Source organism: Pacificimonas pallii (genome assembly GCF_019204005.1).
GTDB classification, from domain to species: Bacteria; Pseudomonadota; Alphaproteobacteria; order Sphingomonadales; family Sphingomonadaceae; genus Pacificimonas; species Pacificimonas pallii.
In genome coordinates this window covers 199,233-216,867 of sequence record NZ_JAGSPA010000001.1, presented here as the reverse complement: position 1 = coordinate 216,867, position 17,635 = coordinate 199,233, and the positions used below count along the sequence as shown (strand labels likewise).

Below are 17,635 nucleotides of genomic sequence, written 5' to 3'. Positions count from 1 at the left end.
CGGGCGCTCCGAAAATTGGCACAGGTTAGGATTTCAAACGCGCTCGTGCCCAATTCACAAGAGTACCTCTCATCAATTGCCAGTTGACGCCGATTAGCAATAGCGCACCCAACACAATTATCATGAAATAGGTGACATGACCGTATTCAGGTCGCTGGTCAAAGCGCACAGCTTGACCCCATCCGGAAACAAACAGCATCACCCCGAAAAGTATGCACCAGAAATCGTTTTTGAAGAGGCCAATGAAAATAATTATCCCGACAAAAATACATGCAATCAATATTGCTAAGCCGATCGATTCGCTAATGTCCAAGCGAAATAGTGTTCCTAGCGCCCAGCACCCAAATAAAACGCAGAGCCGTATACTCCAATCTACAGCGATTTTATTATCATCTTTATTAAAGAAATTTACAAAACGTCTCGAGAGTGCCATTCCCAAGGTCGCTGAGACGATTAGTATTGGTTTCCACATATCTCTATCTGTGCCTGGCAATAACAATGTCAGCGCTACAATAAGGCCGATTAGTAGTGCGAAAACTGCAGGGCCCAAGGACGGTAGCCAGGCAAAACGTCGCCAATGCAGTAGCATTCCAATAAATGATAAAATTGATGTAAAGACTACGCCGTTAGGCGTAACACGAGGATGATTATAGTCTGCGATGTTGATATCAAAAGCATTGAAGCAGGAAATTATTATAGAAATAAACATCGCCACCGACGCGAACTTTTGAATAAAAATCGATGGCCCCATATATCGAAAATGTTCCGAGGCGATCCAGACAGTCACAATTAAGGGTAAAAAATTCAGGTCTCTATCGATTCCTAACTCATGCATTCCGCGAGTAAACAAAATTCCGATGAACACCCACAAAAGAAGTAGTAATACCTCGTCGGTTCTTGTCCGGAATTTCGATTCATTTTTCCTTTTACGAGGCTCGCTAAGTGGTTGAGAGACAGGCATATCTGCACTCATATCATTTTCCGGCCCGGCCATTTGACAAGTGTATAAAGCAGCAACGTTGATAGCGATTTAACGGCTAACCGTCTTTATGGTGCCAATAGGGAAATCACCCGAGAAGCTCGTCATTTCCGTTAACCCGGGGTTCCAGTCCAGGCGGGCAAATGCAGGCGTAATGTCGACACTCTGGATACTCGCCTTTGCGAGGATGGCGGGCGCAGTGGTTCAACCCAGGGCGTCCTCCACGCCGTCCAGGCGGTCTTTCCCGAAATACAGCTCATCACCGACGAAAAAGCTCGGGATGCCGAACACTCCGCGCGCCACCGCGCCTTCGGTGTTTGCCAGTAATTCCGCCTTGATCGCCGCATCGCCGGCCGCTGCCGCCATCGCGTCCGCGTCGAAATCCGATGCTGCCAGAATTTTTTTTAAAACAGCGACATCGCCCAGATTCGCGCCATTCTCCCATGCGTGCGGCAGCATCAGCTCGATGAATTCTGTACCGCGACCATCCCGCACCGCCGCGCACATCATGCGCTGTACCGCGATCGTCATGAACGGAAAATGCGGGTTCATGGCGAACTTCGCCAGCGCGTGCTTTGCCTGGAAACGCCGCATTTCCAGCATGAAATACTCATTCTTGCCCTTGATCCCCGCATTGGCGATCATCGGCGGCCGGTTGCCCGTCAGCTTCATGATTCCGCCCAGAAACACCGGCGTGATCTTCAGCTCCGCACCCGTGCGTTTCAGCAGGTCCTTCACGGGATACCATGCCAGATAGGCGTTCGGGCTGACCAGGTCGATCAGGAACTCCAGCGTCTTCGCCATCGGAAATTCTCCTTCCAGAGCCGCGGGTCCAGCTCGTTTGTCCCGGCGCGCTTTGCCTGTTTACACGAATGGACGTGAAAGGCTGCATTTCCCGCACCGACCCTTTTGCGGCCATCCGGCTTGTCGGCATCGTCCGCATTTGGCATTGCCGCATCATAGGGAGAGCTTCATGCCTTTAAGTCTACGATATGCCGCGCTGGCGGCGTTCACGCTGCTATCCATCATGGCCGCGCCGATACGGGCCGGGACGATGGACGACATTGCCCGACAATATGTTCGCCTCGTCCTTGAATATGGCACATATGAAGCAGGCTATGTCGATGCCTATTACGGCCCCGCGGCATGGGAGGCGGAGGCGCAGGCCAGTCAGCGCCCGCTCGCTGTCCTCGAACGGGATGCGCACCGCCTTCGCCTCGACACGCTGGGCCTTGCTTTCCCCTCTGACCGTGTCGCGCAGAAGCGGCTCTATTTCATGGCCGCGCAGCTTCGCGCCGTTGAAGCCCGCATCGCCATGCGGCGCGGCCGCGAATATTCGTTCGCCGAAGAGGCGGAACTGCTATTTGGCGTGATGCCCGACCTGCCTGCTCTCGACAGCTTTGGCGAGGTCCATGCCCGTATCGCCAGGCTTGTTCCCGGCGACGGCCCGCTGTGGCAACGCATCGATGCTGTCAGCAGGCAATATGAAATCCCCGAAGCTGCGCTCGGCAAGGTCATGCGCGCGGCGATCGCGCGCTGCCGGGCGGCAACCGAACTCTATATCGATTTGCCGGAAAATGAGCGCTTCACGCTTGAGTTCGTGAAGGACAAGCCATGGAGCGGATATAATTATTACCAGGGCGACGCGAACAGTCTGATTCAGGTCAACACCGACCTGCCGGTGAAGATTTCCCGCGCCGTCGACCTTGGCTGTCACGAGGGCTATCCCGGTCACCATACGCTGAATGCCCTCCTGGAAGCGCGCCTGGTGCAAGGCCGCGGCTGGCCGGAATTCCAAGTCTATCCGCTTTTTTCGCCGCTTTCGCTGATCGCGGAGGGCACGGCCAATGCGGGCATCGAAATGGCGTTTCCGGGCGATGCGAAGACCGCGTTCGAGGCCAAGGTGCTATACCCCTTGGCTGAACTTGATCCCGCGACCGCTACGCGCTTTGCCGAACTGAATGAGGCGCTGGCGGAGCTGACCCCGGCGCGGTACACGATCGCCGATGCCTACCTCGCCGGGCGCATGTCCCGCGCCGGGGCCGCAAGGGCGATGCAGGAGATCCAGCTTCTTTCGCCCGAGAAGGCCGAACAGTCGCTGAAATTCATCGACACCTATCGCAGCTATATCGTCAATTACGGCCTCGGACTCGACATGGTAGAGGCGTATATCGCGCGGCAGCCGGGCGGGCAGAAAGCGAAATGGGCCGCGTTTGAGCGCCTGATTTCAGAACCCACCTTGCCGGGTGATCTGCTGGAGTAATCGCACCCTCGGACGTCCCGTCATATCGGCTTTGACGGTGGCAGCCCCCCTTTACCGGCACTCGCCCTAGGCCGGTGCCAGCCCGCCATCACCGGGCGCCACATCGGTCTTCGCGGATTCCCTGGCCTCGCGGGCGCGCTCTTTCAGCGCCTCCTTCTCGTCCTCGTCGGCTGAATCACCGCCGGGCGGGATATAGGCGATGACGAAGTCGCCCTCATTGATGCTCGGGCGGGCAGCGCTGGTGAAGAATTTCACGATTTTTTCAGGCGTCACAACGGCGAACAGTTCGCTGTTGCCGGACAGACGCGCGCGCAGGTCGTCCAGCGTATATTTTTCGCCAATTCGGGTCTGCTTGAATTCCCAGCCCTGTTCGCGCCGCGCCAGTAGCTCGAGCAGGCCAGCGGCGCTCTTCATCAGCATGCGTCCCTTGAGGGCGGAGGGCAGTGTCGAAATGCCTTTTTCTTCTTCATTGCCCAGCTGGAAAACCCTGTCGCGGCCGATTTCCGGCCCCAGCTCCGCACAGATCAGCGCGTTATACGCATCATTGTCCGTCGCCGCGATGACCGACTGATAGCTGAAGACATCCAGATGATCCTCATGAATGGCCTCCAGCGCTTCGCCGTGGAATGTTTCGACGCCCTTCTGGCGGGCGCGGCGCAGCGCCAGAAAACTCGTATCCGCGATGGTGACGGGCACGTCACGCTTCACCAGCGCTTCCGCCAGTTCAATCGACCAGCCCGTCGCGCCGACGATCAGGACCGACCGCCCCGGCCCCTGATCTATGCCCAGTTTCTGGGCAACCCATTTGGCGGAAAACCCATGCGCGATAATGGTGATAATGACGACGGCAAAGGCCAGCGGCATCAATGCGTCGGCGTCTTCAAAACCCAGTTCTTCCAGACGGATCGCAAACAGCCCGGTGATCGCGACACAGACGACGCCGCGCGGCGCGATCCACGCCATGAATATGCGCTCGGGCCACGGAATGCTCGAAAACAGCAGTGGGATCAGCACGCTCAGCGGCCGCACCACGAACAGCAGCAGGATCAGGAACAGGATGAAGCGCAGCTCGAACCTTTGGATCAGTTCCAGGTTCAGCGTCGCCGACAGGATCACGAACACGCCGGATATCAACAGAATCGTGACGCTCTCCTTGAAGCGGCGCATCTCACCGAAACTGTCCAGCTTCATATTCGCGAGCGCAATGCCCATGGCCGTGACCGTCAGCAGGCCGGTCTCATGCTCGACGGTGTCGGCAATCACAAAACCAAGGATGACGAGTGCGAACACGACCGGCACTTTCAGAAATTCCGGCACCAGTCCGCGCGGGAACAGATAGGCGATGAACCACGCCATGCCGACGCCAAGCGCGATGGCGAACAGCGAGGCAAGGCCGACATGCATGCCGATATCGGCGATGGCGTTGCCGCCGCTGACTTCCGTCGTGTTGACATAGGCCAGCGTCAGGACCGCCAGCAGCGCGCCGATGGGATCGTTGACGATGCCTTCCCATTTCAGGATGTCGCTCGGCCGGTTGCCGATTCTCAGCTGCCGCAGCATCGGGCCGATCACCGTCGGCCCTGTGACCACCAATATGCCGCCGAAAAGGATCGCGGGTTCCCACGCAATATCAGCCGCATAGCGCAGCGCCAGCGCGCCCAGGCCCCAGGCGATCAGGGTGCCCAGCGTCACCAGTCGGAACACTCCCCAGCCCGCATGTCGCAGCTCTCTGAAATTCAGGCTCAATCCGCCCTCGAACAGGATGATCGCCACCGCCAGCTTCACGGCAGGCTGGTACAGATTGCCGAAATCCTCGACCGGATCGATGAACCCCGTCACCGGCCCCGCCAGGATACCGCCCGCCAGCATCAGTGCGATGGCCGGCCAGCCGGTACGCCATGCAATCCACTGCGCGCCGATGCCGATGGCACCAATCGCCGCCAGCTTGATGGTCAGATCATCCATGAAATACGCTTTCGCTCGTGGTCCCGTCCAGCCCCACTGGGACGGACCGCTGCCTTACTACGCCATGTGTCTGCGAAACAAACAGCATATTTTGTCCTGGCAGGGAAATGCGGTTTTGCCGCCGGGTGCACAGTTCATTATCCACCATATTGCAAGTGGTCATGCCGGGCCGGCGGGGGGGCAGCATTCTGGCAGGTCTGCGCAGCCCTTACCGCCCGCCGGAAATTCCGCGCCTGTCTAATTCGGGATGACGGCCGTTGCTTCAATTTCGATGACTGCGCGATCTTCGATCAACTCTGAAATGACAACCATTGTCATAGCGGGAAAATGCTTGCCCAGAACGCTGCGGTAAGCCGCGCCAACTTCGCTCTGGCGCTTCAGATATTCGCGCTTGCTCGTCACATACCAGGTCAGCCGGGTGATATCTTCGGCTTTTCCGCCGGCGGTGTGAACGATCTGAAGAATGTTCTTCAACGTCTGCTCCATCTGGGCGACGAAGTCGTCACTTTCAAACTCCTGCATCTCGTTCCAGCCAATCTGGCCGCCTATGAACAGCCGTCCATCGGCCGTCATGACACCGTTCGCATAGCCTTTTGCAGGGGCCCAGTTATCGGGCTGGATAAAATGATGCGGCATGCCGATTATCGCTCTCTTGATTGTCTGAGGGACGTTTGAAGTGACTCCGGCCACGCGGCGGAACGACCAGTAGTGCCGGTGTGAACGAGTGTCGAATGCGCAAGGAAACGCAATTGATCGCGGCATGTTGCCTGAAATTTCATATCGGCGCTCGATCTACCGACCTTCAGGCATGATACGGCAATATCCAAAATATCTCCGTGATAGGAAGGATTTTGAAACTGTGCCTCGATCTGTGCTGTTGGCACGCCGCCTTCGGCCAGTATTTTTTCAAATGGATATTCCAGCCATTCGAAGAAGGCCTCCGTGGCGTCATTGATCATCTCGAAGTAACGCGGAAAGAAAACGATTCCCGCAGGGTCGCAATGACGAAACAGGACCTTTTGTTCTATCGTGAACGGCATGTCAGAACAGTCTGCGCAAAGTGGCTGATTTTAGCGGTTCGAGAGGGGGGGAGATTCCTGTCATTCCCGCGGTCAATCCCGCAAGCGGAAACGCTGGATTTTTCCGGTCTGGGTTTTGGGAAGGCTGGCGGCGAACTTTATGCTGCGCGGATATTTATAGGGCGCAATCGCCGCTTTGACATGGTCTTGAAGCGCCTTTTTCATAGGATCATCGGCGGCCCAGCCCGGCGCCAGGACGACATGCGCTTCGACGATCTCACCCCGATCCTCATTCGGGCTACCGATAACGGCGCATTCCATGACCGCGGCGTGAGACAGAAGCGCGGCCTCAACCTCGGGGCCGGCGATATTATATCCCGATGAGATGATCATATCGTCACTGCGCGCGGCGAAATAGAGATAACCATCCGCGTCCATTGTGAAACTGTCGCCGGTCAGATTCCAGCCGTCCTGCACGTAGTCGCTCTGCCGGTCATCGGCGAGATAGCGGCAGCCTGTCGGTCCGCGAACCGCCAATTTGCCGATTTCGCCGCGCGGCAATTCCTGCCCGGCATCGTCGACAATCCGCGCCTCATAGCCAAAAACCACTTTGCCGGTACAGGCAGGCCGGTGATCGTCCAGACGGTTGGAGATGAAGATATGCAGCATCTCGGTCGCGCCAATGCCGTCAAGCATCGGCTTGCCCGTCTTTGCGATCCATTCATCATAAACGGGTGCCGGTAGAGCTTCTCCCGCGGACACGGCGGCGCGGAGCGACAGCATATTGGCGCCGTCGTCGATCGCCTTCAACAGTGTCCGGTAGGCGGTGGGGGCTGTAAAGCAGATCGTTGCCTTGTAGTCCTCGATGATGCTGATGAGGTTCGCCGGTGACGCGTCCTCCAGCAGTGTCGCGGTCGCGCCAAACCGCAACGGGAATACAGCGAGCCCGCCGAGACCGAAGGTGAATGCGAGGGGCGGTGAGCCCACGAAAATATCGTCCGGCGTCACATCGAGAACTTCCCTGGCATAGCCATCGGCGATGATCAGAAGATCGCGGTGAAAATGCATCGTCGCCTTGGGTTCCCCAGTCGTTCCCGATGTGAACCCGAGCAATGCGACATCATCGCGGCCTGTTCGAACCGCTTCGAATTTCACTGATTTTTCGAGCGCCAAGCGGTCGAGTTCGGCATCATGGTTGGATGTGCCGTCGAACCCCACGACAGATTTCAGATGCTTGCTTGTCTTGGCGCAAGCGGTCATTTCATCCATCAGGCGCGTGTCGCATAACGCCAAGGCGATTTCCGCCTTGTCGACAATTTTGCCAAGCTCCGCCGCGCGCAGCATCGGCATCGTGTTGACGACCACTGCGCCCGCCTTGGTCGCCGCGAGCCAGCACGCCACCATGGCGGGATTATTGGCGGACCGGATCAGAATGCGATTTCCCGGCCTGACGCCAAGGTCGTCGACCAGGACATGGGCGAGCCGGTTGGTCCAGTCCGCCAATTCCTTATAGGTGCGTCTGCGGCCATTGCCGATCAGCGCTATATTGTCGCCCATCCCGGTTTCGACAATCGCGTCTGTCAGTTCAACGCCGACATTCACGCGATCGGGATAGCTGAACCCATCGAGCGGGAAATCCGGCCATTGCTCGGTCGGCGGCAGATGATCACGGGCGAATGTGTCGCTATGGGCGCTGGGTCCAAGCATCGCTACGCTTCCTCAAACGCTGCGCGCGCCTGCCGGGCGATGACCACCCTTTGAACATCCGACGCCCCTTCATAAATACGTAAGGCACGGATATCACGGTAGAGTTCTTCAACCTTCTGCCCCGATCGCACGCCGTCGCCGCCGTGCAGCTGTACCGCCTTGTCAATCACCTCCTGCGCCCGGTCGGTGGCGAATAATTTTGCCATCGCCGCTTCTCGCGTAATGCGGGGGACCCCCATGTCCTTCATCCAGGCCGCACGATAGACGAGCAATGCGGCGGCATCGATATCGACGGCCATGTCCGCGATATGTCCCTGAACCATCTGCAGGTCGAACAGGGATGCCCCCTGGATCTGCCGCGTCGTCACTCGCTTCAGACTTTCGTCAAGTGCGCGTCTCGCAAAGCCCAGCGCTGCCGCAGCGACCGTCGGCCGGAAAACATCCAGAACCGACATGGCGATCTTGAACCCCTGTCCCGCGTCACCAATCAGATATTCCTTTGGGACCCTGCAATTATCGAACTGCAATGTCGCCAGGGGATGCGGCGCGATGGTTTCCAATCGCTCGGTGATGTGAAAACCGGGAAGGCCGGCGGGGACGATGAAGGCCGATAGTCCCCTTGCTCCCGGGGCTTCGCCCGTTCTTGCGAAAACCGTGTAGACATCCGCAATCCCGCCGTTCGATATCCACGTCTTCTGGCCATTGAGGACATAGTGGCCACCCGCCGGAACGGCGCTCATCGCCGAATTTGCAACATCCGATCCCGATTGCGGCTCCGTCAGTGCGAAAGCCGAAATGGCTTCGCCGCTTCTGGTTTTCGTCAGCCATTCCGATTGCTGCGCCGCATTGCCAAAAAGCGATATCGCGCCCGTCCCCAATCCCTGCATTGCGAACGCAAAATCGGCCAGGCCATCATGCCGGGCCAGAGTTTCCCGAACAATGCATAAAGACCGAACATCCATTCTTGAATCGGCGCTGCGGGGATCGACGGCGCTGTGCCGCAACCAGCCATCCTGTCCGAGTTTGGCGACGAACTGCGCGCAGGCCTTGTCGATATCGTTATGGTCGATCCGTTCGGCCGCCACGGATGCCCAGGCGTCGAGTTCCTCTGCCAGGACACGATGATGGTCTTCGAAAAACGGCCAATCGAGGAAAGATCTGTCCGCCATTAATTGCCCTCGAACATGGGCTTTTCCTTTTTCACAAACGCGTGAAAAGCGCGCTCGAAATCGGCCGTTTGCATACAGATCGCTTGTGTCTGGGCCTCAGCTTCGATGGCTTGCTCAATCGACATGGACCATTCCTGCATCAGCATTGTCTTGGTCATCATATGCCCAAAATTCGGACCAGCGACGAGGGTTCTGGCATAGCTCTGCGCTTCCGCGAGGAGATCATTGGCAGGGACGATCCGGTTGAAAAAACCCCATGCCTCCCCTTCCTGCGCGGACATGGACCGCCCGGAAAACAGCAGGTCAGCGGCCCTGCCTTGGCCGATGATCCTCGGTAGAATGGCGCAGGCGCCCATGTCGCACCCGGCAAGGCCGACCTTCGTGAACAGGAATGCCGTTTTGGAAGCGGGCGCAGTGAAGCGAATATCGGATGCCATTGCCAGAATGGCACCGGCACCCACACAGACACCGTCAATGGCGGCGATGACAGGTTTGCCGCAGCCCAGCATCGCCTTCACCAAATCACCTGTCATGCGCGTGAAGGCGAGCAATTCCTTCATGCTCATCCTGGTCAGGGGACCGATGATCTCATGCACGTCGCCGCCAGAGGAAAAGTTCCCGCCATTGGACGCAAAGATCACAGCATGAACTTCCTCGGAATATTGCAACTCCCGAAACCAGTCACGCAGTTCCGCATAGCTATCGAAGGTGAGCGGGTTTTTGCGTTCCGGCCGATTGAGCCGAACCGTCGCCACCCCGTTTTCAATGTCGCACAGGAAGTGTTTTGGCGCGTTAGTGGTCATTGAGATTCTGCCCGAAATGAGGTGCGAGGATTTGATCGAATATGAGAGAAATTTCGTCGGCCTGAGCGGAGTCCACTGCCTGCAAAAGGCCATTGATCCAGGCTTCATGGGCCGCGGCCTGGACAATAAACTCGTCACGACCGCGGCTCGTCAGGCGCACGCGCGCGGCCCGCCTGTCGCCAGGGACGGACTCGCGAACGACATGGCCCTCGTCGACAAGGCGATCCACAATGCCAGTGACATTGCCATTGGAGACTTTCAGCACGCCTGAAAGTTCACCCATCTTCAGGCCCGCAGGATACCGGTGCAGCGCCGCCATGACGTCGAAACGCGGCAAGGTGGACTGGAATTCCGTACGTAGATTCTCGCGTAACTCCGCCTCGATAAACCGTACGGTTTTCAGGATCTTCAGCCACAGGCGCAACCGATCCTTACTTGGTAGTTCCTGCGGGCTGGCTGGTGTTTTTGCGGTCATATCTCACCGCCGGAAAGGGTGAGCGCATGCCCGTTCATTCCGCCGGCGCCGGCGCCGCAGAGCCAGCGCGCCGCGCTGGCAACCTCATGCGGCTGGATGAACCGGTCCTGCGGATTCGACCTTTGCAGGGCCTGCCTCGCCTTTGCCGTCGACATTCCGGTCTTGTCGGCGATGGTTTCTACCGAACGATCCAGCATCGGCGTTTCCATGAAGCCCGGACAGATACAGTTCACCGTGATGTTCCTGGCCGCCAGCTCCAGCGCCAGGGCGCGGGTCAGGCCGACGACACCGTGTTTCGCCGCGCAATATGGGGCGACATAAGGATAGCCCTTCACCCCTGCGGTCGAGGCGATCGCGATCATTCGTCCCCAACCCCGACCAAGCATCGACGGCAGACAGCTTTGCCAGAGATTGAAGACGCCAATCAAATTCACATCGAGCGAAGCCTGAAGGTCCGACACTTTCAGATCGGCGAAGGGACGGCTGCTGGCGGCACCGGCATTGGCAATGGCGATGTCGACCGGACCATGTTTCGAGATCGCCTGTGCCACTGCGTCATCCAGCGCGGCGCGGTCCGTCACATCACAAATGATGGCCAGACCACCATTGGCGTCCGCAACGTTTTCGAGCGGAAGCCTGCGGCGACCAAGGATCGTCACCTTCGCCCCGGCCTCGCTGAGGCTGCCCGCGATTTCCGCGCCGGCACCGGAGCCGCCACCGGAAATTATGGCATGTTTGCCCTGTAAACTCATAGCAAACTCATACTTTGGCTGCCATTTCTTCGTTCCGGTCGGCCAGTCGCCAGGCCTGGTCCCGCCCGGCCAGGTAGGGCAGCGGCCATTGCTGCTCCCGATCCCTGATCGCAGTGCCTGAATGCAGCGTCCAATAGGGGTCGGCCAGATGCGGTCGGCCAAGGGCCACCAGATCGGCACGGCCCGCCATCAGGATCGAGTTGACGTGATCCGCTTCGTAAATATTGCCGACCGCCATCGTTTTGACATTGGCCTCGTTGCGGATCCGGTCCGCGAACGGCGTCTGAAACATGCGGCCATATACCGGCTGGGCCTCGGTTGAGGTCTGGCCCGCCGACACATCGATCAGGTCGGCGTCGGCATCAGCGAACATCTGTGCGATGGCGACCGCTTCTTCCGGCGTGATACCGTCGTCACCGACCCAGTCATTTGCCGAGATGCGTACCGACATCGGCTTCGCCTTTGGCCAGACATCGCGCATGGCGCCAAAGACTTCCAGCGGATAGCGCATTCGATTTTCAAGCGAGCCGCCATATTCATCCTGGCGATGATTGGAGACGGGCGAAATGAAGGAGGAGATCAAATAGCCATGGGCGGCGTGGAGTTCGATCATGTCAAAGCCCACGCGCGCCGCCATCGCCGCGGCGGATAGGAATTGATCGCGGACCTCATCCATGTCCTCGCGAGACATTGCCCGCGGCACGGCATTGCCGTTCGACCAGGGAATGGCCGACGCCGATATCAATGGCCAATTGTCGCTGTTCAGCGGCGCATCCATGTCCTCCCAGCCGATCCGGGTCGACCCCTTCCGGCCGGAATGACCGATCTGGCAACAGATCTTCGCATCGGTTTCAGCGTGCACGAAATTCACAATGCGCGTCCAGGCGGCTTCATGTTCCGGCTTGTAAAGGCCGGGGCAGGCAGGTGTAATCCGGCCTGTCCCGGACACGCAGGTCATTTCCGTGTAGATCAGCGCCGCGCCGCCCTTGGCACGCTCGCCGTAATGGACAAGGTGCCAGTCGGTCGGACAGCCATCGACCGCTTTATATTGCGCCATGGGAGAGACGACGACCCGGTTCTTGAGGCTCATGCCGCGCAGTTCGAACGGCGCGAACATGGGCGCGCGAGGCGGACCGTCCGAACGGGTGCCTGCCTGTTCCTGAAACCATGTCTCGGCCGAACGCAGCCAGTCGGCATCCCGTTCGCGCAGATTCTCGTGGCTGATCCGCTGCGACCGGGTGAGCAGCGAATAATTGAACTGCACGGGGTCGAGTTTCAGATAGCGGTCCAGGTCTTCGAACCATTCGACGGAATTGCGGGCTGCGGATTGCAGGCGAAGAACTTCGAGCCTTCGTTCGGCCTCATAATCTGAAAACACCGTCGGCAAATCGGCGGATGCTTCGATTTTCCCGGCAAGGGCGATCGCGCTTTCCAAGGCAAGTTTGGTGCCGGAGCCAATCGAAAAATGCGCGGTCGCCGCGGCATCGCCAAGCAGAACCAGATTTTCGTGATGCCATTTTTCGCATAAGATCCGGGGGAAACGGATCCATGCGGAGCCGCGTATATGGTGCGCATTGGTCATCAGGGAATGACCACCCAGATGTCTGGCGAAAATTTTCTCGCACACCGCAATACTCTCTTGCTGGCTTAGTTCGCCAAACCCGAATGCATCAAAGGTCCCCTGGGAACACTCGACGATGAATGTCGCCGTGCGCTCATCGAATTGATAGGCATGCGCCCAGACCCATCCCTTGTCCGTCTCCTCAAAGATAAAGGAAAAGGCGTCATCGAATTTCTGATGGGTGCCAAGCCAGACAAAGGGGCAAAGCCGCTCGTCAATGTCGGGTTTGAAGATTTCGGAAAATTCCAGCCGCGCTTTGGAATTCAATCCATCGGCGGCCACGACCAGATCATATTCATCCATATAGGCCGAAGCGGAACCGATCTCGACTTCGAAACGCAGGTCGACACCAAGCTCTCGAGCGCGGCCCTGCAGGATTTCAAGCAGCTTCTTGCGGCCGATCCCGCAAAAACCATGTCCGCTTGAGACCATCCGCTCATTTTTGAAATGGACCGCGACATCGTCCCAATATGCAAAGCTGTCGCGGATATGCACGGCGCTGACAGGATCGTTGCGCTCCAGGTTCGCGAGCGTCTCGTCGGACAGGACGACGCCCCAGCCGAAGGTGTCGTCCGGCCGATTGCGTTCGTAAACGACGATCTCGGCGTCTTTCTGGCGAAGCTTCATCGATATCGCGAAATAGAGACCGGCGGGACCGCCGCCCAGGCATGCGATTTTCATCCCCGGCCCCCCTCGCTGATGATCCGCATATGACGCTCCTCACGAACAGCAGCTTTAGCGGATCGAAGGAAAAGCTTCAAGCTTAAAATTTTATGCTTGAAGCAATAGGGTTCGCGTTTATGATTGGCCGGCTGCCAATGCAGTTTCTGCTGAAACCTCTGGTAATTTCGAAAGGGAAGGCCATGAATGGCGGTGCCGGTTTTGCCGGGAACAAGTCGATATTTCCGCTTTCGAAGCGCGATATGGCGTACGCAAAGGGCCAGCGGCGGACCTTCATGTCGTCCAGAGTGCTGTCTCTCAAGGAGTTAGACGAATGAACTGTCCGTCATCCGGCACTGACAAGGCGAAAAACGAAGATGGTGCTTACACGTCTTTCAAGGACGAGATGAGCTACGGCGACTATTTGGGTATGGACAAGATACTCGGCGCGCAGAACCCGCTTTCCAGTGCCCATGACGAAATGCTGTTTATCATTCAGCATCAGACGAGCGAGTTATGGATGCGGCTGGTTCTGCATGAACTCAACGCCGCGCGGGCGAATTTGGCGGAGGGAGATTTTTCGCCTGCGTTCAAGATGCTTTCGCGTGTCGCCCGGATTTTCGATCAATTGACCTCGGCCTGGGATGTACTGCGCACGATGACGCCGAGCGAGTACACCCATTTCCGCGAAGACCTTGGCAAGTCATCGGGGTTCCAGTCCCACCAGTACCGCCTGATCGAATATTCCCTCGGCAATCGCAACCTCAAGATGATGGCGATGCATCAGCACCGGCCCGAGCTTATTGAAATGCTGGAGCGGGAGCTGGCGCAGCCCTCCATCTATCAGGTCGCGCTGATGGCGCTTGGAAAATCGCGTGGCGTGACGTTCGATCCGTCAGTCTATGTTCTCAATAGGCCATATGTCGCTAATGATGCCGTCATGGCGGCGTGGATTCGGATATACAAGGATCCGAAAAAGCACTGGCACTTGTATGAACTTGCGGAAAAACTTGTCGATTTAGAAGACTATTTTCGCCGCTGGCGTTTCAACCATGTGACGACGGTCGAACGCATTATCGGTCTTAAGCGCGGAACTGGTGGCACGGTCGGCGTGCAGTATCTGCGAAAAATGCTGGAAGTCGAATTGTTTCCTGAACTCTGGAATCTGCGGGGCGCGCTATGACCATGAAGAGCGGCGCGGTTTTTAGAAAAGAGCAGTTCGTTATTCCGTCCGGCGTCATTTATCTGGACGGCAACTCTCTTGGGCCTTTGCCGCGTATTGCTTCCAGGCGGATCACCGAAGTCGTCGAGAGGGAATGGGGTCAGGCGCTTATCCGCGCATGGAACGAGTGCGCATGGATGGAACAGCCTGCCCGTGTCGGCGACCTGATTGCGAAACTGGTCGGCGCGCCTGGCGGATCGATCGTCATGGGCGACACCCTGTCGATCAAAGTGTATCAGGCGCTCGCCTCGGCCTTGCAGATGCGGCCGGACCGGAAAATCATCCTTTCCGATAGCGGTAATTTCCCCACCGACCTCTACATGGCCCAGGGCCTTATTGAAAGTTTGGACAAAGGCCATGAACTTCGGATCGTAGCACCGGAAGCCGTTGAGCGGTCCATTGACGAGACTGTGGCGGCCGTCATGATCACGCAGGTCGATTACCGGACCGGCCGGCTGCACGAGATGAACAGAATTACGTCCGCGGCCCATGACGCCGGTGCCGTGATGATCTGGGATCTGGCGCACAGCGCAGGCGCGGTTCCCGTCCAGCTCACGGACTCCGGCTGTGAATTCGCCGTTGGGTGCACCTATAAATATCTGAACGGCGGCCCGGGCGCGCCAGCGTTCATTTATGTCAGGCCTGACCTTGTTGAAACGGTCCGCCCGGCGCTCGCGGGCTGGATGGGGCACGACGTCCCCTTCGCATTTGATCGCGATTACCGGCCCGCGAACAGCATCGAACGCATGCGCGTCGGCACCCCGCCCATCATTCAGCTCTCGGCTCTGGAGGCTGCCATGCAGATATGGAACGGCGTGGACATGGGCGACGTCCGTGCTGCGTCGATCGAACTGTCGGAGCGCTTTATCGCCGAAGTCGAGAAACGATGCCCGGCCCTCCACCTCGTCAGCCCAAGGGACCCTGCCGCACGCGGCAGTCAGGTCTCTTTCCGGTTCGAACATGGCTATGCCGCGATGCAGGCCCTTATCGACCGGGGGGTGATTGGTGATTTCAGGGCACCCGACATCATGCGGTTTGGATTTACACCTCTCTATCTCGACACTGGTGACATCGTGACCGCTGCTGAAGTCGTGGAAGATGTCATCTTGAACAGGCTATGGGATAATCCGCGTTACAAGCAGGTCAACAGCGTCACATGAAACAGTCCTTTCAACTTATGGGGTGGAGGCTGGCCAATCGCGCGGCAATGATTCATTATCGCTCATGTGCCTGTTGCCAACCAGCAGAATGAGCGGCCTGCCTTTGCGATCGCCGACGGCATTTGGAAGACTTTGACAGGTTCCATCGGCATCATCGCCGCCAGCAAATTAACGGGATCGTGCGATCTCACTGTCGCGCATTTCGAATTTCTTGATCTTTCCCGTAACGGTTCGCGGGAGGTCTTCGACCAGGCGCACCCGCGCCGGCACTTTGTAGTGGGCGATATGGTCCTTGCAGAATTCGACAACGCGTTCAGGCGTCAATTCACTGCCGGGTTTCGGGATGACCCAGCATGCCACGATCTCACCAAGTCGTTCATCGGGGATTCCAAAGATTGCGGCCTCACTGATATCGGGATGCTTATAAAGGTGGTTCTCGATTTCAGTGGGGGAGATATTCTCGCCGCCACGGATGATCATGTCCTTTTTCCGCCCAACGATCTGGCAATAGCCATGGGCGTCGATCGTCCCTAAGTCTCCAGTATGCATCCATCCATGGCGATCGATCGCTTCACTGGTTTTTTCCGGGTCATCCCAATATCCGAGCATGACCGAATAGCCTCGCGTAAGGATTTCACCTTCGACGCCGGTCTCAACCGTCCTGCCGTCATCGTCCGCCACCCGGACTTCCACGTGGGGATGCACGCGGCCGACAGTGGAGACCCGCCTGTCAAGCGTATCATCAAGTGCCGATTGAAAACTCAGCGGACTTGTTTCCGTCATGCCGTATCCGATGGTGATATCGGTCAGTCCGAAGTCGGCGATAACGCGCTTCATCAACTCAATGGGGCAGGGTGATCCCGCCATGATCCCGGTACGTAGGTTTGATACGTCCATATCGCTTCCTTCGGCAGCTTCGATCAGTGCCGTAAACATTGCGGGTACCCCGTAAAGCGCCGTGCATCCCTCATGCTGCAGCGCGAGCAGGGTCGCTTCTGGTTCGAAAGACTCGGACGGGAAGATGGCAGCGGCTGCCGCAGGCAGGCAGGCGAGATTCGCGAGTACCATTCCAAAGCAATGATATAGCGGCACCGGTACGCACACGCGGTCTTCAGCACCGAAGGCCTGGGTCTTGGCGGTGAAATATCCATTGTTGACAATATTGAAGTGCGTAAGCGTCGCTCCCTTCGGATTGCCGGTTGTGCCGCTGGTAAACTGTATGTTGACGGGATCGTCGGGCTGGAGGTCGCGTGTGATGTCAGCGAGGCTGTGCCGCGCCTGTTCGGTGGGTATCCTTTGCAAATGAGCGAATGGGATAAAGCCCGGCGGCTGAGTTTCACCCAGAGCGATGACGAATTTCAACTCTGGAAAGGCCTGGGCTTGTAATGGTCCGGACGCGGCATCTGCCAATTCCGGGACCAGGTCCAGGATCATGGCATGGTAATCGCTGGTCTTGAAACGATCCGCCAGAATGAGCGCGCGGCAGCCCACTTTCGCAAGCGCATAGGCTAGCTCGGATTTGCGGTAAGCCGGATTGATCGTCACCAGGATCAGCCCCGCTTTGGCAGTCGCATATTGCGTTAACAGCCATTCCATCCGATTGTGGGACCAGATGCCTACCCGGTCGCCTGGCCTAAGGCCAAGGTCCAGAAGATTGGCCGCGATTGCATCCGCAGCGTCTGCCAATTCAGCATAAGTCATCCGCCAGTCCTGGTGCAACATGACGACAGCCTCGCGGTCGCCATGTGTTTGCGCCACTTTATCCAGCAAAGACCCTATTGTTGAATAGATCAAAGGCTCATCAACAGCGCCGTGCACATAACTCAATTTATTCATCCGG

At 57.8% G+C, this 17,635-nt stretch carries 15 protein-coding genes; 3 read left to right on the top strand and 12 right to left on the bottom strand.

Annotation, left to right across the window (positions count from 1 at the left end):
- Positions 1-25: 25 nt before the first annotated feature.
- Together KCG44_RS00955 and KCG44_RS00950 are read right to left on the bottom strand one after the other, a co-directional pair.
- Positions 26-973: a hypothetical protein gene (locus KCG44_RS00955; protein WP_218443640.1), complete on the bottom strand. Its 948-nt coding sequence runs from the start codon at positions 971-973 to the stop codon at positions 26-28.
- Positions 974-1,183: 210 nt separating this feature from the next.
- Positions 1,184-1,783: a 2-hydroxychromene-2-carboxylate isomerase gene (locus KCG44_RS00950; RefSeq protein WP_218443638.1), complete on the bottom strand. Its 600-nt coding sequence runs from the start codon at positions 1,781-1,783 to the stop codon at positions 1,184-1,186.
- Between the two features lie 169 nt (positions 1,784-1,952).
- Here KCG44_RS00950 and KCG44_RS00945 point away from each other — a divergent pair, with 169 nt between their 5' ends.
- A complete protein-coding gene (locus KCG44_RS00945) occupies positions 1,953-3,242 on the top strand; it encodes a hypothetical protein (RefSeq protein ID WP_218443637.1) in 1,290 nt (429 codons plus the stop codon).
- Positions 3,243-3,308: 66 nt separating this feature from the next.
- Here the strand turns inward: KCG44_RS00945 and KCG44_RS00940 are convergent, their stop codons facing one another.
- The 9 genes from KCG44_RS00940 to KCG44_RS00900 form a co-directional block, all read right to left on the bottom strand.
- Positions 3,309-5,207 carry a cation:proton antiporter gene (locus KCG44_RS00940; protein ID WP_218443636.1) on the bottom strand — a complete coding sequence of 633 codons (1,899 nt, stop codon included), beginning with the start codon at positions 5,205-5,207 and terminating at the stop codon, positions 3,309-3,311.
- Positions 5,208-5,444: 237 nt separating this feature from the next.
- A complete protein-coding gene (locus KCG44_RS00935) occupies positions 5,445-5,843 on the bottom strand; it encodes a RidA family protein (protein WP_218444606.1) in 399 nt (132 codons plus the stop codon).
- 5 nt (positions 5,844-5,848) lie between these two features.
- Entirely contained in the window at positions 5,849-6,247 is a 399-nt protein-coding gene (locus KCG44_RS00930) for an acyl-CoA thioesterase (RefSeq protein WP_218443635.1), read from the bottom strand.
- Positions 6,248-6,319: 72 nt separating this feature from the next.
- Positions 6,320-7,933 (bottom strand): AMP-binding protein, encoded by a 1,614-nt coding sequence (locus KCG44_RS00925; protein WP_218443633.1) that lies wholly within the window; start codon positions 7,931-7,933, stop codon positions 6,320-6,322.
- 2 nt (positions 7,934-7,935) lie between these two features.
- Positions 7,936-9,102, bottom strand: a complete 1,167-nt coding sequence (locus KCG44_RS00920) for an acyl-CoA dehydrogenase family protein (RefSeq protein ID WP_218443632.1) — start codon at positions 9,100-9,102, stop codon at positions 7,936-7,938.
- The gene (locus KCG44_RS00915; protein ID WP_218443631.1) at positions 9,102-9,905 is read right to left on the bottom strand and encodes an enoyl-CoA hydratase family protein; all 804 of its coding nucleotides are present in this window, start codon (positions 9,903-9,905) and stop codon (positions 9,102-9,104) included. The genes KCG44_RS00920 and KCG44_RS00915 overlap by 1 nt, the downstream gene beginning before the upstream one ends.
- Entirely contained in the window at positions 9,895-10,380 is a 486-nt protein-coding gene (locus tag KCG44_RS00910) for a MarR family winged helix-turn-helix transcriptional regulator (RefSeq protein WP_218443630.1), read from the bottom strand. Before KCG44_RS00910 ends, KCG44_RS00915 begins: the two co-directional genes overlap by 11 nt.
- Positions 10,377-11,132 carry an SDR family NAD(P)-dependent oxidoreductase gene (locus tag KCG44_RS00905; protein WP_218443628.1) on the bottom strand — a complete coding sequence of 252 codons (756 nt, stop codon included), beginning with the start codon at positions 11,130-11,132 and terminating at the stop codon, positions 10,377-10,379. The genes KCG44_RS00910 and KCG44_RS00905 overlap by 4 nt, the downstream gene beginning before the upstream one ends.
- Before the next feature lie 7 nt (positions 11,133-11,139).
- A complete protein-coding gene (locus tag KCG44_RS00900) occupies positions 11,140-13,434 on the bottom strand; it encodes a bifunctional salicylyl-CoA 5-hydroxylase/oxidoreductase (RefSeq protein WP_218443627.1) in 2,295 nt (764 codons plus the stop codon).
- Between the two features lie 313 nt (positions 13,435-13,747).
- Between KCG44_RS00900 and KCG44_RS00895 the strand changes: the two genes are divergently transcribed.
- Both KCG44_RS00895 and kynU read left to right on the top strand, forming a co-directional pair.
- Positions 13,748-14,596, top strand: coding sequence for a tryptophan 2,3-dioxygenase (locus KCG44_RS00895; RefSeq protein ID WP_218443625.1), 849 nt, complete (start codon positions 13,748-13,750; stop codon positions 14,594-14,596).
- Positions 14,593-15,795, top strand: coding sequence for a kynureninase (gene kynU / locus KCG44_RS00890; RefSeq protein WP_255536243.1), 1,203 nt, complete (start codon positions 14,593-14,595; stop codon positions 15,793-15,795). Before KCG44_RS00895 ends, kynU begins: the two co-directional genes overlap by 4 nt.
- A gap of 168 nt (positions 15,796-15,963) precedes the next feature.
- Here the strand turns inward: kynU and KCG44_RS00885 are convergent, their stop codons facing one another.
- Positions 15,964-17,631, bottom strand: a complete 1,668-nt coding sequence (locus KCG44_RS00885; RefSeq protein WP_218443624.1) for an AMP-binding protein — start codon at positions 17,629-17,631, stop codon at positions 15,964-15,966.
- Positions 17,632-17,635: the final 4 nt, after the last annotated feature.

Excerpts from the sequence above, each read along its gene's own strand:
- KCG44_RS00930 (WP_218443635.1), bottom strand. The coding sequence starts at position 6,247 with ATGCCGTTCACGATAGAACAAAAGGTCCTGTTTCGTCATTGCGACCCT.
- KCG44_RS00920 (WP_218443632.1), bottom strand. The coding sequence starts at position 9,102 with ATGGCGGACAGATCTTTCCTCGATTGGCCGTTTTTCGAAGACCATCAT.
- KCG44_RS00955 (WP_218443640.1), bottom strand. The coding sequence starts at position 973 with ATGAGTGCAGATATGCCTGTCTCTCAACCACTTAGCGAGCCTCGTAAA.
- KCG44_RS00895 (WP_218443625.1), top strand. The coding sequence starts at position 13,748 with ATGAACTGTCCGTCATCCGGCACTGACAAGGCGAAAAACGAAGATGGT.
- KCG44_RS00935 (WP_218444606.1), bottom strand. The coding sequence starts at position 5,843 with ATGCCGCATCATTTTATCCAGCCCGATAACTGGGCCCCTGCAAAAGGC.
- KCG44_RS00900 (WP_218443627.1), bottom strand. The coding sequence starts at position 13,434 with ATGAAAATCGCATGCCTGGGCGGCGGTCCCGCCGGTCTCTATTTCGCG.
- KCG44_RS00940 (WP_218443636.1), bottom strand. The coding sequence starts at position 5,207 with ATGGATGATCTGACCATCAAGCTGGCGGCGATTGGTGCCATCGGCATC.
- KCG44_RS00915 (WP_218443631.1), bottom strand. The coding sequence starts at position 9,905 with ATGACCACTAACGCGCCAAAACACTTCCTGTGCGACATTGAAAACGGG.
- KCG44_RS00925 (WP_218443633.1), bottom strand. The coding sequence starts at position 7,933 with ATGCTTGGACCCAGCGCCCATAGCGACACATTCGCCCGTGATCATCTG.
- KCG44_RS00950 (WP_218443638.1), bottom strand. The coding sequence starts at position 1,783 with ATGGCGAAGACGCTGGAGTTCCTGATCGACCTGGTCAGCCCGAACGCC.
- KCG44_RS00945 (WP_218443637.1), top strand. The coding sequence starts at position 1,953 with ATGCCTTTAAGTCTACGATATGCCGCGCTGGCGGCGTTCACGCTGCTA.
- kynU (WP_255536243.1), top strand. The coding sequence starts at position 14,593 with ATGACCATGAAGAGCGGCGCGGTTTTTAGAAAAGAGCAGTTCGTTATT.
- KCG44_RS00910 (WP_218443630.1), bottom strand. The coding sequence starts at position 10,380 with ATGACCGCAAAAACACCAGCCAGCCCGCAGGAACTACCAAGTAAGGAT.
- KCG44_RS00905 (WP_218443628.1), bottom strand. The coding sequence starts at position 11,132 with ATGAGTTTACAGGGCAAACATGCCATAATTTCCGGTGGCGGCTCCGGT.
- KCG44_RS00885 (WP_218443624.1), bottom strand. The coding sequence starts at position 17,631 with ATGAATAAATTGAGTTATGTGCACGGCGCTGTTGATGAGCCTTTGATC.